Origin of the sequence: Paenibacillus sp. NRS-1760 (assembly GCF_050467785.1) — a bacterium.
Taxonomy (GTDB): Bacteria; Bacillota; Bacilli; order Paenibacillales; family Paenibacillaceae; genus Pristimantibacillus.
Window position 1 is genome coordinate 189,291 of the sequence record NZ_JBITPK010000021.1, and the last position, 15,122, is coordinate 204,412.

General features: G+C 41.6%; 14 protein-coding genes. 4 read left to right on the top strand and 10 right to left on the bottom strand.

Translation table 11 applies throughout. The features are described from left to right. Positions 1-84 precede the first annotated feature (84 nt). Positions 85-2,010 (top strand): glutaminase domain-containing protein, encoded by a 1,926-nt coding sequence (locus tag ACIFSR_RS29005; protein WP_430061858.1) that lies wholly within the window; start codon positions 85-87, stop codon positions 2,008-2,010. Between the two features lie 156 nt (positions 2,011-2,166). On the opposite strand, the gene ACIFSR_RS29010 is transcribed toward ACIFSR_RS29005, so the two are convergent. The 4 genes from ACIFSR_RS29010 to ACIFSR_RS29025 all read right to left on the bottom strand — a co-directional run bounded on the left by ACIFSR_RS29010 (position 2,167) and on the right by ACIFSR_RS29025 (position 4,844). Continuing rightward, positions 2,167-2,874: an aspartate/glutamate racemase family protein gene (locus tag ACIFSR_RS29010; protein WP_430061861.1), complete on the bottom strand. Its 708-nt coding sequence runs from the start codon at positions 2,872-2,874 to the stop codon at positions 2,167-2,169. Positions 2,875-2,917: 43 nt separating this feature from the next. After that, on the bottom strand, positions 2,918-3,301 hold the full coding sequence (locus tag ACIFSR_RS29015) for a nuclear transport factor 2 family protein (RefSeq protein WP_339208451.1): 384 nt from the start codon (positions 3,299-3,301) through the stop codon (positions 2,918-2,920). 35 nt (positions 3,302-3,336) lie between these two features. Continuing rightward, the gene (locus ACIFSR_RS29020; RefSeq protein ID WP_430061864.1) at positions 3,337-3,864 is read right to left on the bottom strand and encodes a GNAT family N-acetyltransferase; all 528 of its coding nucleotides are present in this window, start codon (positions 3,862-3,864) and stop codon (positions 3,337-3,339) included. Between the two features lie 101 nt (positions 3,865-3,965). Next, positions 3,966-4,844 (bottom strand): LysR family transcriptional regulator, encoded by an 879-nt coding sequence (locus ACIFSR_RS29025; RefSeq protein ID WP_430061867.1) that lies wholly within the window; start codon positions 4,842-4,844, stop codon positions 3,966-3,968. 148 nt (positions 4,845-4,992) lie between these two features. Between ACIFSR_RS29025 and ACIFSR_RS29030 the strand changes: the two genes are divergently transcribed. After that, positions 4,993-5,871: a DMT family transporter gene (locus ACIFSR_RS29030; protein ID WP_339208446.1), complete on the top strand. Its 879-nt coding sequence runs from the start codon at positions 4,993-4,995 to the stop codon at positions 5,869-5,871. 45 nt (positions 5,872-5,916) lie between these two features. Here the strand turns inward: ACIFSR_RS29030 and ACIFSR_RS29035 are convergent, their stop codons facing one another. Continuing rightward, positions 5,917-6,285, bottom strand: coding sequence for a DUF4180 domain-containing protein (locus tag ACIFSR_RS29035; protein ID WP_430063168.1), 369 nt, complete (start codon positions 6,283-6,285; stop codon positions 5,917-5,919). A gap of 231 nt (positions 6,286-6,516) precedes the next feature. Here ACIFSR_RS29035 and ACIFSR_RS29040 point away from each other — a divergent pair, with 231 nt between their 5' ends. Further along, positions 6,517-9,555: a family 43 glycosylhydrolase gene (locus ACIFSR_RS29040; RefSeq protein ID WP_430061870.1), complete on the top strand. Its 3,039-nt coding sequence runs from the start codon at positions 6,517-6,519 to the stop codon at positions 9,553-9,555. Between the two features lie 102 nt (positions 9,556-9,657). Here ACIFSR_RS29040 and ACIFSR_RS29045 read toward each other — a convergent pair whose 3' ends face one another. Both ACIFSR_RS29045 and ACIFSR_RS29050 read right to left on the bottom strand, forming a co-directional pair. Beyond that, a complete protein-coding gene (locus tag ACIFSR_RS29045; protein ID WP_076270544.1) occupies positions 9,658-9,966 on the bottom strand; it encodes a hypothetical protein in 309 nt (102 codons plus the stop codon). Between the two features lie 105 nt (positions 9,967-10,071). Further along, positions 10,072-10,950 (bottom strand): helix-turn-helix domain-containing protein, encoded by an 879-nt coding sequence (locus ACIFSR_RS29050; protein WP_430061873.1) that lies wholly within the window; start codon positions 10,948-10,950, stop codon positions 10,072-10,074. Between the two features lie 116 nt (positions 10,951-11,066). On the opposite strand from ACIFSR_RS29050, the gene ACIFSR_RS29055 reads away from it, so the two are divergent. Then, positions 11,067-11,849, top strand: a complete 783-nt coding sequence (locus ACIFSR_RS29055; RefSeq protein WP_339208441.1) for a phytanoyl-CoA dioxygenase family protein — start codon at positions 11,067-11,069, stop codon at positions 11,847-11,849. A gap of 86 nt (positions 11,850-11,935) precedes the next feature. Here ACIFSR_RS29055 and ACIFSR_RS29060 read toward each other — a convergent pair whose 3' ends face one another. From ACIFSR_RS29060 to ACIFSR_RS29070, 3 genes are all read right to left on the bottom strand, one after another. Further along, on the bottom strand, positions 11,936-13,378 hold the full coding sequence (locus ACIFSR_RS29060; RefSeq protein WP_430061876.1) for a serine hydrolase domain-containing protein: 1,443 nt from the start codon (positions 13,376-13,378) through the stop codon (positions 11,936-11,938). A gap of 125 nt (positions 13,379-13,503) precedes the next feature. Then, positions 13,504-14,313 carry a type II pantothenate kinase gene (gene coaW, locus ACIFSR_RS29065; protein WP_430061879.1) on the bottom strand — a complete coding sequence of 270 codons (810 nt, stop codon included), beginning with the start codon at positions 14,311-14,313 and terminating at the stop codon, positions 13,504-13,506. Between the two features lie 48 nt (positions 14,314-14,361). Then, positions 14,362-15,081, bottom strand: coding sequence for an SDR family NAD(P)-dependent oxidoreductase (locus tag ACIFSR_RS29070; RefSeq protein WP_339208437.1), 720 nt, complete (start codon positions 15,079-15,081; stop codon positions 14,362-14,364). Positions 15,082-15,122: the final 41 nt, after the last annotated feature.

The window sequence follows — 15,122 nt, forward strand, 5'->3', positions numbered from 1 at the left end:
ATAAATTGTATATTACAGCAACAGATAACATTATTCAATCGTTTTGCATTTCATTCATTTTCATCTAACTTAGGAGGAATTACTATGATTATGCGAGCTCCAGCTGTCCCACTTATAACTGTAGATCCTTATTTTTCTGTTTGGTCTATGGCTAACGAACTGAATGAAGCTGATACCAAACATTGGACGGGCCAACCTCATAAATTAGTCGGTACCGCTGTGGTTAACGGAAAAGAATATTGTTTTATGGGCGGCAATGATAATGGTATAAAAATGAAACAAACAAGCGTAGATATTAATGCATTATCCAGCAAATATCGTTTTACATCTGATGAAATCAATTTACTCGTTACGTTTACTACCCCTCTTTTAATGGATGATTTAAAGCTTATGTCTAGACCTGTGTCTTATATTCATGTACAAGCCGAATCTAACAATGGCGAAGCACATGATGTGACTATAAAAATAAATGTCGATGATGAGTTATGTCAAAACTTTAAATATGAATTCCCAGTCGATTACAAAGACATTAGCGAGCCAGGTTTTACATGCGGCAAGATTGGAAGCAAATTTCAAAATGTTTTAAATAAAGCTGGTGATGATCTTAGAATTAACTGGGGTTATTTATACCTCGCTTCTAATCATGAAAAGGCTTCTGTCATCGATGTAGCCAATACACATGAATACGGTACGGTAAGCCATAACATTGAGCTGTCTATCCCTGTAAATACAGGCGAAAACGCAAATGCGCTTTTTGCTGTTGCATATGATGATATCAAAGCGATTGAATATTTTAATGAACCGCTTAATGCTTATTGGAAAAAAGACGGTGAAACCATCGAAGATGCCTTGAAGCAGGCTCTATCTGAGTATGACAACCTATTTGAAAAGTGTGAACAGTTCTCATCCACTCTATTTGCAGAAGCTGCAGAATCAGGCAACGAGAAGTACGCGGAACTAGTATCCTTAGCCTACAGACAAGCTATTGCAGGTCATAAGGTTTGTGCGGATACCGATGGAAACGTTCTCTTTATATCCAAAGAAAATTTCAGCAATGGCTGTGCAGCTACGGTAGACGTTACGTATCCATCCATACCGCAATTTTTGATTTACAACCCAGAGCTCGTTAAGGGGATGCTGCGCCCTATTTTTAAATACGCTGCTACTGATATTTGGTATTATGATTTTGCACCACACGATGCGGGAACCTATCCACTCGTTAACGGCCAAGTCTATAGTCATGGCACATGCCCTACTTGGCAAATGCCGGTTGAAGAATGTGGAAATATGCTGATTTGCACAGCTGCTGTTGCGGTCACGGAGAATGATGTATCTTTTGCCAAAGAGAACTGGGACCATCTTGAGAAATGGTGCAATTATTTAATCAACAATGGTGTAGATCCTGACAACCAGCTGTGTACGGATGATTTTGCAGGGCATCTCGCGCATAACTGTAACTTATCGATTAAGGCTATTATGGGTATCGCAAGCTTTGCGATTCTAAACCGTATGGCTGGAGACGAGAAAAAGTCAGAGGAATTAATGAATGTTGCAAAAGGAATGATAGATAACTGGCTCGTCATGGCTGCTAATGAAGACGGAACCTATCGTTTAGCATTTGACCGTCCTGATTCCTTCAGCATGAAATACAATGCGGTATGGGATCAATTATTCGGTCTCGAATTGTTCCCTAAAGATACATTTAAAGCTGAGACTAAAGCCTATTTGGAGAAACATTCAGGTGAGTTTGGCCTCATGCTTGATAATCGTGACACCTACACCAAATCGGATTGGATCGTTTGGAGTGCGACGCTCTGCGACAATAAGGAAGATTTCAATTCCATTGTAGACCGCCTCTGGCATGCATATGATAAAACCGAGAGCCGCGTTCCAATGAGCGACTGGTATTCAACAAGCACTGCAAAGATGGTAGGCTTCCAAAACCGTACCGTTCAAGGCGGATTATTTATTAAAATGCTTATGGATAAAGAGATTTGTAAGATCAAGTAGATCGTATAATAAAAGGCGACCTTTAGCGGTCGCCTTTTTCATTTCATCCATTTGCATTAATTTAATATCTGATTGTTTATATGATGTTCCATATGCACTAGATAGTCGCGAATAAGCCATACCAATGTCATAAGTTGATGATATCAACTCTGAACGTTAGCGAGAAATTTCCTCACTTAAAGAAAAATCAACTGCACACTCCGCATGAATTCTTGCTGTATCATATAATGGTACACTGCAAATATCTTGCGATACGAGCAGTGTTATTTCTGTACACCCAAGAATAATAGCTTCTGCTCCCTGCTCACTGAGACGATTAATGATCTTTAAATATGATTCTCTGGATTGTTCGTTTATAATTCCAAGGCAAAGCTCTTCATAGACGATATCATGTATAATCTTTCGTTCTGACTCATTAGGAATAATGACATCAAGCCCAAACTTTTCGCTTAGTCTTCCCTTGTAAAATTGCTGTTCCATTGTAAATGCCGTACCAAGCAAAGCAACCTTCTTTCTCCCATCTTTAACCAATTCATTTGCTGTTGCATCTGCGATATGAAGCAGTGGGATGGATACCGCATCCTCTACTTCTTTGGCCATTTTGTGCATCGTATTCGTACATATAATAATGAACTCTGCTCCGGCTAATTCTAGTTTTTGTGCACAATCAATCATGATGGCAGTTGCTTCGTCCCACTTCCCCTGTTCCTGGAGAGTCTTGATTTCTTCGAAATCTACTGAATACATGATACTTTTTGCAGAATGAAGTTTCCCTAACTTTTCTTTTACCTTTTGATTAATGGTTTGGTAATAGAGCACAGATGACTCCCAGCTCATGCCGCCTATCAGACCTATTGTCTTCAAGGTGAAGCACCTCCAATGAATGTTATTCTGTTAGCAATTATCTTCAACTATAATCTTCTATCATAAAAATTTTTCCGTCTACCAGCCCAAATATTGATTTCCCTTTTAACTGTATTTTGTCTCCCGCGCCTAATCCGTTAGGCAAATCAACAGCAAGTGTTCCTTCATAATCAATCTGCACTTCTACTTTGTCCTCTACAGCATGATAGCTCATGATTGTCTGACAGCGGCTAGAGAACATCTTTGAGGATTTTTCCGCCAATTGTATAAACTCTTGTATACCTCTGGTTTCAGTGTTAATTTCGCCATTGGAAACATTCCTGAATATAATATCGTTATGCAAAAACTTAACCATTCCCGCTACATCTAATGAATTATAAGCAGCAACATAATGATTAATGATTGCTTTATCCTCTTCACTAACCATGATCATTGTCACCTCACCTTTTGAAAGTGGCTCTTCTAGACATATTCATTTTCTAAAATGGAATATTGATAGGAATCATGCCATTTCTCGTTATGGCGCATATGCTCTCTAATATGTCCTTCATATTTCAACCCTATTTTTTGCAGCACTTTAGCCGATCCAATGTTATCCGGGCGACAGGTTGCAAATATGCGATGAAGACTGAGCTCACGGAATCCAAATTCAAGCAAGGCAGCCGCAGCCTCTGATGCGAAGCCACTTCCCCAATAGTTATGATTAAAGCAATAACCAAGCTCTCCTTGTGAAGGCTTGATAATGTGAATTCCACAACCACCGATCAACTGATTGTTCTCTTTCATGACCACTGCGAGTTCATAACCAAGTCGAGGCTGTTGCTTTTGCATATCGGCTATCATATTCATATAGCTTTGTGTATCCTCTTTCGAGTTTGGTCCCCATAACATGTACTTCACTACGATCGGATTCGATGCATACACATGTATATCTTCGAAATCATTGGTCACAAAATCTCTTAAAATTAACCGTTCCGTCTCAATGATCACAATCAGCAACCCCCTCGGTTATTTAATTTTTAGTATATTTTACTATGAAATTCCTTTAAACTCTACTATCTTCCTGTTCTTTCGTGCGATCAGCCTGATTCTTATTGCTCCCAATTCTCCAACCATTGCTGGACATAATTTACGAATCGCCTAGCGGAAGGTGATGCATTTTTCATGGACTGGACGGCAATTCCGAGTGAACGGTAGCTGCGCTCCTCGAGTTCCATCACGCACACGTTATGGTCGCGCCCTTGAAGAACAAGCTCAGGGAGGATACTGACGCCAAGCCCATTCTCCACCATGGCAATAATCGCAAAATCATCCCCTAACGAAAACTTAATATTGGGTTTAATCGACGCATGATCTAGAACCCGTCTGACATCATAATCAGAACCTTCACTTGAAATGATGAACGGTTCATTTTCGAGTTTGGCTAAAGGCAAATAGGACAGCTCACTTAGAGGATGATCCAGCGGTAAAATAGCCAGCATTCGGTCCTTCTTTAGAGGAATAACCTCAAATGTGCCGCGAGTTGGAATAGATATGAAGCCACAGTCAATTTGACCTTCTTCAATCCAGCTTTCTATTTCCTGATAGTCGCCTTCCATCAGTTTAATCTCAATGGTCGGATACTCTTTTTGAAACTGCTTAATCATGCCAGGAAGCCAATGAACGGATACGCTGGTGAAGGTGCCTATACGGATTGTACCTGCCTCCAAACCATGAATCGATGACACTACCTGCTTCAATTGTTCGTTCCAGTTTAATATTTCACGAATTGGCTTTAACATCTGCTCTCCATTTGCCGTTAATTTTATCCCCGACCGTCCTCGGAGCAGGAGGGCGAAACCCAATTCTATTTCCAAGCTTTTGATCATATGACTTACGCCCGATTGCGTGAATCCTAGCAGATCAGCAGCTTTTGTCAGACTCCCTTGTTCAACTACTTTCATGAAAACTTCGTATTTATTAATACTCATCGATAGCCCGCCTTTAACATGAAATTTACTAATGTATATCATAACAAACATTCAATATACTTGTTAATCCTTCCTTAGTATACTGTGTTAGTACTTGGTATCCACCCGGTTCGATTACTAACACTTGCTAAACAAAGGATGGTACAGATTGAAGCCGCTGAAAGCCGATTTTCTTATTTTAATGATTACGTTATGTTGGGGTTCATCCTATATTTTTATGAAGCTGGGACTAAATTCGATTGAAGAATTTAATTTGATTGCTCTTCGCTGCGGGTTTGCGTTTCTTTTATCGGCCGCCCTCTTCCACAAAAGCTTGCGTCATACCGACCTGAAAACGTTAAAATATGCAGCATTACTTGGATTATTATTATTTGGTGTATTTACAGGCATTATGTTTGGTCTAAAAACGACCACAACTTCTAACGCCGGATTTTTAATTAGCTTAACCGTTATATTTGTCCCTTTAATTTATGTCACCGTGTTCAAGAAAAAACTTAAGCTTAGCCTCGTCATTGGGGTTTGCCTTGCTATTATAGGTATTGGATTTCTTACATTAAACAGCGAGCTGAGAATATATCCGGGAGATTTCTTATGTATTATGGGGGCCCTATTGTATGCCATACATATTCTAATTACCGATTCTGCGGCGAAAACAACGAATACGTTGAACTTAGGCATTTTACAATTGGGATTTGCAGGTGCCTATGGTTTGTTCTTCTCTTTTCTATTCGAAACGCCCAAACTTCCTCATACATCAGAAGGATGGGTAGCCGTACTCGTATTAAGTATCGTGTGCAGTGCATTTGGCTATGTGGTTCAGCCTTTGGCTCAGAAATATACGACTCCTATCCGAACCGGGCTTATTTTTTCGCTCGAACCGCTGTTTGCAGCTTTGTTCGGGTTTGTGTTCATCAATGAAATATTGCCATTCAAAGGTTATATCGGCGCAGCGCTTGTATTACTCGGTGTTCTCGTATCCGGATGGCACGGTAGCAATAAGAAACAGAAGCAGCTAGCTGTTTCATGAGAAAAAGGCAGCCAATTACCCTTGGCTGCCTTTTTCTTTATACCATTAATTTACATTGTGCAGTGCGTCGAGTGCAGCTTGTTTATCTTTTAAAAAGAAAACCTGCTTGCCTTTATTGCATTCATAAATAAAATCCTTCAAGCTTTTGCTTTCATAACCATCAAAATCTCCAACGATTGCGATTTTAACGTGATAATTTGTGTACTTTTGCAAAATCTCCCCGGCAAGCTTTGTTTTTAAATCAAAAAATTCCTCTGTTATATTCGCTTTATGGATCAATAGTTTATGGCAGCCATCTGTATAATTCACTGTTGCCATCAAGTCCAGTGCCCCTTGCACGTCGCTTACTACAATTTCTGTGCTCTCTATAATCGCAACTTTGGAATTCCCCTTCTGATCAATTTCTATTTCCATCATTACTCCACCTTTCGCTAATATTCCATACTTTAACACAAACCCTCCATCTGATAAATAAAAGGACAGAAAAACGCAAAAAAAGCCCGTATTTCACAAATCTATAATCGATAAAAAATGGTAAATTTGAAGCAAACAATAGGACGAGAAAAGGAGGTAATTTGAGAAGCAGCTATAGAGCAATACTTCCCTACTTTGCATGATAAGAATGAGAAATCAGGAGGCTTAACGATGAAAAGAGTACTAGGAATACTTTTGGCTATGTTTGTTTTTGCAGGCACGATTGTTATACCCGCAAATGCTCGTGCTGCTGATGCAGCTGTGGACGGTCACGGATTGCTGGGCGAGTTTTTTAAATGTGAAAAGAACCCTAACAATCGTGAAGATATTACTATTTTTAATTTTAATGATTTTCGAGGAGAAAGAGCGGTCTCCAATCTAAATGGCGATTCTTTTGCAAGCATCTTCAATCAGCTCTCCGGAACACCCGATTTTAATACAGCACGTTTCACAGGTACAATCGTTCCAAAATATACAGAAGACTACACCTTCCATATGGTTGGTGATGATGGTTTCAGACTATGGGTTAATGGAGCATTAATCATTGACTTCTGGCAGCAGGCATGGGAAAAACCACAAGTTAGCACCTCCATTTCATTGGATGCAGGCAAGCATTACGATATTAAAGTTGAATACTTGCAAGGCTGGGGAGGCACTTGGCTTAAGATGGAATGGGAAAGCGCTAGCCAAAGCAGAGAGGTCGTGCCTGAATCAGCACTTTATTTGCCTACAGATCGTGTGCTCACGACTAAAAAAGCTGATTTGACCGCAGAAATTCAAAAGATAGATTATTTAACAGAAAACTTTGCAGACAAAGTAGCAGAAAGCGTAGTAAACAACTTAAGCGCTGCAAAAATAACTGCGGCAGAGCTGCTTGCCACTATTGATGACAAAGAAATTAGTGATTTAGATAAGGTTGGTTTGCTTGATGATGCCATTAAGAGCGTATCGATTGCCCGTTCTGACTTTATGAAAGAGATGGGAGTTACTAGCTCCTCCGTATCTGATAAATTTAACAACCCGCTGTATCAAGGACAGGACCCCTTTGTCACGTACAAAGATGGTTTTTATTACTTTGTTTCTTCAAGCAATTTAGACTCCAACAATAAAGTTTATGTATCCAAGTCTCGTACCCTGTTAGACCAAGGCGAAAAAATTATGGTATTCGATTCCCAAGGAACACAAACTCGGATTTTTGCACCTGAACTCTTCTTCTTTGATGGCAAATGGTATATCTATTATTGCGCTGACTTAAAAGAGTTTGATTACAAGCATATGGCAACGGTTCTGGAATCTGTGACAGACGACCCGCAAGGAGCGTACGTTGATAAAGGTGCCATTTATGCAGGTGAAAACGGCGTTTATAAACAAGCCAATGATTTCACGGTCTTCGACTACAAAGGACAACTATATGCGGTTTGGGGCACTTTAGGCTCCGGCGAACCTATTGGCCCGGCAATTGCGCCAATGGATAACCCCTATACAATTACAGCAGACCGCTCCTTCCTGCCAGGAGGCGGCGGAGAAGGCCCTCGTGTATTGCAAAAGGATGGGAAAGTGTTTATTACCATGTCCGAAGGTGATTATGCATCAAATGGCTATCGTTTATCTTATTTTATGAATACCGATGGCGATTTTTTGAACCCAGATTCTTGGACGCGTACAAATGATGTTTTCGTTGCTACAGATGATGTATCCGGCCCTGCCAGAGCAGGTTTTGTCAAATCGGCAGATGGCAAGGAAGATTGGATGATTTATCATTCGCGCGTATATCAAGATACTGGGCGAAACTGGTGGCGGCAGGTCAATATTCAAAAATTTGGCTGGAATGCAGATGGAACACCGCATTTCGGTGTACCTATATCGCCATATGAATGGCAGGACTTGCCTTCTGGTGATTTAGGACTCGGAGATATGTATCAAGCTGAAGATGCAATTCTTTATGGTGAGATTACGAAAGACAACAGCCATGTAAATTATCAAGGAACGGGTTATATTAACCTACCCAAAAAAGCTGGTGCAGAAGCCAGTTTTGTAGTGAATGCGGCTGAAGATGGTGATTACATCGTGGGTGTTAGATACGCTTATGGCGTTCAGGTCGATGGTGAATCTACAAATAATCCTACGACGCAGCTGCCGGCAAGAGCAAACATCAATGTATATGTAAATGGCATACAAGTAAAAACGATAGGCCCAGATAAAACGGCGATCAGCTGGGATGAATGGTTTACCGCTTCTGAGCGTTTACGCTTAAAGGCTGGCAAAAATGTGATCAGCTATCGTATTGATAATGGTTCGATTGGCAATGTGAATTTGGACTTTTTGACGATGTATAAGGCCGATGTTCCTAACCTCAATCCCCCTGTTGAAAACAAATTAACGGGGACACTTACAGGTGCTTCACACCTTTCATTAGGCGAAAGCCTCGAAGTAAATTACGGGTTAACGCATGTGTCGACTAAATCGGAGGATGCCGTTTATGCTCAGGATCTCACATTTGATTATGATGCCGACAAGCTCGCATTTGTTTCGGCGGAGTCCATAAAGAATGGTCTTATCGTTATTGATTCTAAAACGGACGTTCCCGGACAAATTCGGATTTTGCTTGCTAGTGAAGGTGCAGATCATGCTGTCATCGCCGATGGAGAATTGCTTAAATTACACTGGAAAGCGATTAAAGAGTCACCTAATACGAGTATTACACTCTCGCAAGCGAAGCTTGCCAATTCAGCAGGCGTGGAGACCACACTTGCTCCTGTCACGCATAATGTTAAAGTCACGAGCACGAATGAGCTGAACAAAGAAGCTTTGAATGCCTTAATTGCACAATCAGAGGCAGCCGTTCAAGCAGCTGTAGAAGGCAGTTCGCCAGGACAATACCCTGTTGGTTCCAAAGCCACTTTGCAAGCAGCGATTAATACTGCCAAAGCAGCAGCCGATAAAGCTGTAAACCAAGCGGAAATTGATCAAGCGGTTACCGCCTTGAATCAAGCACTCCAAGCATTTAAAAACGCAGTCCATGTCCCAACATCAGGAGACACGAATTCAGATGGAAAAGTGACCGTTGGTGATCTTGGTATTGCAGCAGCCAGCTATGGCAAAAATTCAACTAGCCCTGATTGGAATGCGATCAAAAAAGCAGATATCAACCATGATGGCGTCATCGATATTGTTGATCTGGCCTTTATTGCAAAAACGATTGTACAATAAAGTTATCCATTCAATCATCAATTAAAAAAAGCCTCCTGCCAGTAAAATCACTTTACGGATAGGAGGCTTTATTTTTCACGATAGTACATAAAATATTGCTTCTTACCCTTCCACCACGTCCGCACCCAATTCGCTCGCAACCTCAATCATCTTAGGGATCACGGCTTCATTCGTTCCGGACACATATATATCTCCCTGATAATGCCTGAACGGGATTGTGATATCGCCATAGCTCCACATAAAAAAATCACCATCAATAGACATCGTAGTTTCCCCTTTTACAGTGAAAACGGATGTATACGAAAAATCAGGTTTGGCAGCAAAATAACTTTTGCACTCTTCCAAAGATATATTTTGCTCCGAATGGTTCTGCTCTTGCATTGTCCTTGTAATTCTATAGCGTTGACTCATAAAGTTACCTCCACTATTGTTCTTATGCTGATCAGCCTGTTAGTCCAGCATCATTAACCTTACACTCTTGCTTCCAGATATTCAACCAATTCCGCCATAATAACGCTACAATCCATTGCGGAATTGTCTTGGCGTCATACTCATGTGTTTGCGAAAAATCCGATTGAAGAAGCTGACATCTTGAAATCCGGAACTATATGCGACATGTACAACCTTATTGCGGTGATCCTTCAATAATTCGCAAGCATGCCTGACTTGAAGGGAGTGCTTGTAGTCCATGAGGCTCATGCCTGTCGCTTTCTTAAATTTTGCCGTGAAGGAAGACACGCTCATGCCGCAGGTTTGGGATAGCTGATTCAACGATAACGGCTGTCGATAATTCTGTTCTAAGAAATGCAAAATAGAACTCATCCATTCCTCTTTCGGCAGCGGACTATTATTATTGTTCTCATTGTTATCCTGATAACGACTTAACAACACCAAACACTCGATCCAATTTGTTTTTATGACGAGCTGATAACCTACCGGCTTTTCATAAAACTCCTTGTGAATTTTTTGGAGAAGAAATTCCAATTGCCCCCGCTGATGCTCGTTCAATGAAATATGCGGTACAAAAGAGGCGTTTTTCCTTAGAAAAGGAGCGAGATAGAAGAAATTGATGAAGGCGGGTATTTGCAGCAGGACGCCCAATTCCTTCTGAAGCAGTTGCTTCTCAAATAGGAGATTATATACGATGGTTTCTTCTCCATCGGTGTTAAAGTAGCCATGATAGGTTTGTGGCTCGATTACGAATACATCACCGGTTGCAAGCGGATATCGTTGATCGGCCATTTCATGCAGCGCTCCGCCCTTAGCCACATACACAAGCTCAACAAAATCATGTGTATGCGCAGGAATGACCTCACCTTTTTTAATTTGATAGCGCTGTATAAAAAAAGGAAACTCTCTGTCCTCGAAAAATGCATTTCCATTTAGAATAGACAATTCAAGTCCATCCTCCTTAGCAGATCGTCCTACTTTTTTTGTAGATCATCCAAGAATTCGAACAGCTCCCTGTCGTAAAGTAAACCTAACAACTTTATATAAAAGGGAGAATGGTTATGTTGAATGATAAGAGGGTTTTGACTGAAAAGCAAATCATTTTTTATCGGGAAAACGGTTTTGTTCAAGTGGATAATGTACTTTCCGAGGACGAGCTGCAAGAACTGAGGACGTATTTGGAAGAAGCAATGAGTGATACTACAGGGCGTTCCATTCAGACGGACCAAGCTGGCGGCTCTTACTTCAAAGTGCTGAATCAGCGTGTAAACACTTGGAGAGATCATGGCGGAATGGCCCGGTTCGTGTTAGGCAATCGTTTTGCAGATATGGGCAAGCAGCTTACTGGATTTGAAGGAATCCGTTTATTTCATGATCATGCCCTCTTGAAAATGCCGAATGATTCCAAGCCCACACCTTGGCATCAAGATTGGCCATATTGGCCGATGCAGGAAAGCGGAGCATTCTCTATTTGGATCGCATTGGATGATGTGGATGAGAACAACGGCTGTATGATGTTTGTTCCAAAATCGCAAAAAATAAAAAATTTAAAAAGCATCGACTTAGTTGCTCCAAGTGATATATTTGCCGATGCAGGAGCTCAAGACGTGGATAGAAACACTGCGGTGGTCGTGCGTATGAAAGCCGGAAGCTGTACCTTTCATGACGGGTTGACGTTCCATTATGCGAATGCCAATCATACCGATAAACCGCGGCGCGCGCTTGCTATTATTTTCATGCCGGATGGCACAATATTTAGCGGAAAGCCGCACAGCTGTACGGAAGGATTGGGTCTAGCAGCAGGAGACAGCATACAAGGCGGATTGTTCCCGAAACTAGCATAAAAGATAAATATCAAACAACTTATCAATAATGTTACGTTAATCACAGTTATCTCAAAAAAAAAAGCCGCATTTAATGCGGCTTTTAACTATTTCACATCCGTTTTCCGTCCACGAATTTCAGACTTTTCAGCTAATACATTTGAGTTTTGACTTAATACAACGTTGTCACCATCAAATAAAATGTGGACATGAATAGAGAAAGGCGTTTCGATTAACCTCAAGGTCAGCTGAAGCGTGTTTTCCTGCTCCCAAGCAAAGCTGCCAACGAAGCGTTGATATTCTCCCTGAAACAGAGGCGTCGTTCCCTCTACCCATGCACCTCGACCAAGCTTAATCGTATATTCAACATCCTCCTTGCTCAGAAGGACGACAGCTTTATTAGCCTCGAAGGATATAGAAATGCTTTTCCAAAGCGGTTCGTTGACTTCGAGCGTATATTCAATGCCGTCAATGATGGTTTCCAATGGTGAATCCGGCGGCAGCTGCGGCAGCGGCAGCGCTAACTGCTGCAATTCATCCGCAAGCTTCGAATGTGCATCCTGATTTGCAGGAAGTGACGAAGATTCCATTGCTGGGAGCAAGTGATCCCATACCACATCCAGGACACCTTGCAAATCATTTGTACCGCTTGTCATTGCCAGCACCGCATTCTGCTCGGGCATTACGATACAAAATTGACCGAATGCACCGTCACCGCGGTACACTCCGTGCCGACATCGCCAGAACTGGTAGCCATAACCCTGTGCCCAGTCACTCACTCCACCGTCTCCATTGGATATTTGTGCTGACGTCGCTTCATCAACCCAATCTTCCTGTAGCAGACGCTGTTCATTCCACACGCCTTTCTGCAAATATAGCTGGCCAAACTTAGCAATATCCTCCGTGGTAATGTTTAGCCCCCACCCGCCAACATGGATTCCCCGAGGACAAGATTCCCATGTCGCACCTTCAATGCCAAGCGGTTCAAACAATCGCGGCTGCAAATATTCAAGAAGCGTTTGACCAGTCACCTTCTGCAGTATAGCTGCCAGCATATATGTAGCCCCACTGTTATAAACAAAATGTGTACCAGGTGCATGCTCAACAGGAGCATCCAGAAACGCCTTGACCCAATTTCCATCTTCACACTGCTGCAGCTTACTTGTTGTGTCCTGATCATGGCCTGTTCCCATCATCAGCAAATGACGGATTTCCATCGCAGCTAAATTAGAATTCATCTCGGCTGGAACATCCTCCGGAAAGAACGATACAACCGCATCGTTTAACGACAATTTCCCTTCAGCAGCAGCGAGACCCATGGCAGTTGAGGTAAAGCTCTTGCTAAGCGAGAACAGCATATGAGGAATATCTGATGCATAAGGCTTCCACCATCCCTCTGCTACTACCTGTCCATGTCTAAGCAGCATAAGACTATGCAGTTCCAGCTTTTTTTCTTTTACAGTATTTAAAAAGGCAATTACAGCAGCGGAGGGTATTCCTTGTGCTTCCGGCTGACTTCTGGGTAAATGAAGAGTAGTCCGTTCCATCATTTCATTCCTCCTTTATACTACTAACTTACTGCAACTTCAGAGGACTGGCAAGCACTTTTGTTAGCGCTATCATAGATGTCTCGTTGAACTATCATTTCCTTGAATACTCTACTTGCTAGCTGTGTTTATTTACTCACATGCAGCAAAGCGCCAATGGCACCTGAATACTCCCCATTTTCGAGAAATATGGGATTTGCCCCTCTAAGCCTCGTATAGCTTTGTACCACTTCTTTAAGAAATTCATTTCGAATAAACGACGAACCGATGAATACGACAGAGGATACGCCGCATTGTCCGGCCGCAAGAACACTAACGGTCGCCACCGTTTCCCCTACCATTCCAATGACAGAAGCTAGTAGTTCTTCATTTTCCAAATCTGCTTTCAATACCATAGGGTCAACATTCCCGAAGTTGCTGGCTGTTAAATCTCCCGGTATAGGGGGCACTGTCCCCTTATAAATTTGACTTACCTTTAAATCTATACGATCTCGTATACCTTTAGCAGCTAAAGGTACAATGCTATCATAGTCAGTTAACCCTGTAAGCAGCTGTGATAGCCCCATCATGGTGCCGCCGCCGACCCCGGTACCGCCGACGCGCTGCTGCTCGCTTTTGTCTATATGGTGAATTGAAGTTCCGGTGCCAACATTCGTTAATATGTATGACTCCTCCGTTATTCCACACGTTGCAAGAAGATGTCGCACACCATTCGATGTTGCTTCAAATTCAACGATTTGTTCAGCTTTTTGACTTAATAACGATCTCAAAAAAGTGGCTTTACCGCCAGTCGTACAGATCTTAATGTTATCTAATCCGTTTATCCAAGATGCCACATGCTCCAAATCAGCAATAGGAAACTTTTCAAATTCGAGCAGATCATTTTTCATATATGCGACTTTGATAAGTGTCCCGCCAGCATCAATTCCAATATTCATCTTGATTTGTCATCTCTTTTCTCCCATTAACATGTTTTGTCCGTGCAATCATACACTCGTGCTGAGCATGGCTGGAATATTTATTTCTTTCACACAGGAAGCCCTTGAGAGATTCATCACACATTTGACCAAAGATACAATATCCTGAAGGGGGATCTGTGTCCCATTATAAGCCGATAAAACTTTCTCTATTCCATCTTCATATGGGATCTGAGTTGCAATTTCGCCTGGGTTTATACAGGTTACACCTATTCCGTACTTCTTCACATGCTCCCGCAAAGAATTGCTTACTCCACGCAATCCGAATTTCGAGGCTACAAATGAAATTTGTGTACTGTCATTATTTTCGAGACCTGATGTAGATCCGATGAAGAAAATTTTTGCGTTGCTTGATTTTTTTAAATTCGGCAGCAGCTTCTGGATGCAAGTAATTGCGGATGTTACATTTACATTTATAATATTAACGATTTCGTTAGGATCATCTTTCTCAAAATCGTAGTCATCCATAAATCCATTGCTTTCCCATATCCCAACATTATATATGAATACGTCTATGACGACATCATGTAATCTACTCGCAATTCTATCGCTTGCTTCATTCAACGCTAGATCAGCTTCAATCCAATAGCGATGAACACCATCGTTAAGTCCCAAACCATTGGGACTGCTTCTGGAAACTATCCATACGTTGTCCCCCGATTCCGGTAATCCTTTAACGAATGCTTCACCGAGTCCTTTACTCGCTCCAAAAATAATAAAGTTTTTCATATAATCCTCCTATGGTTTTATTTCATAATCACTATTACATT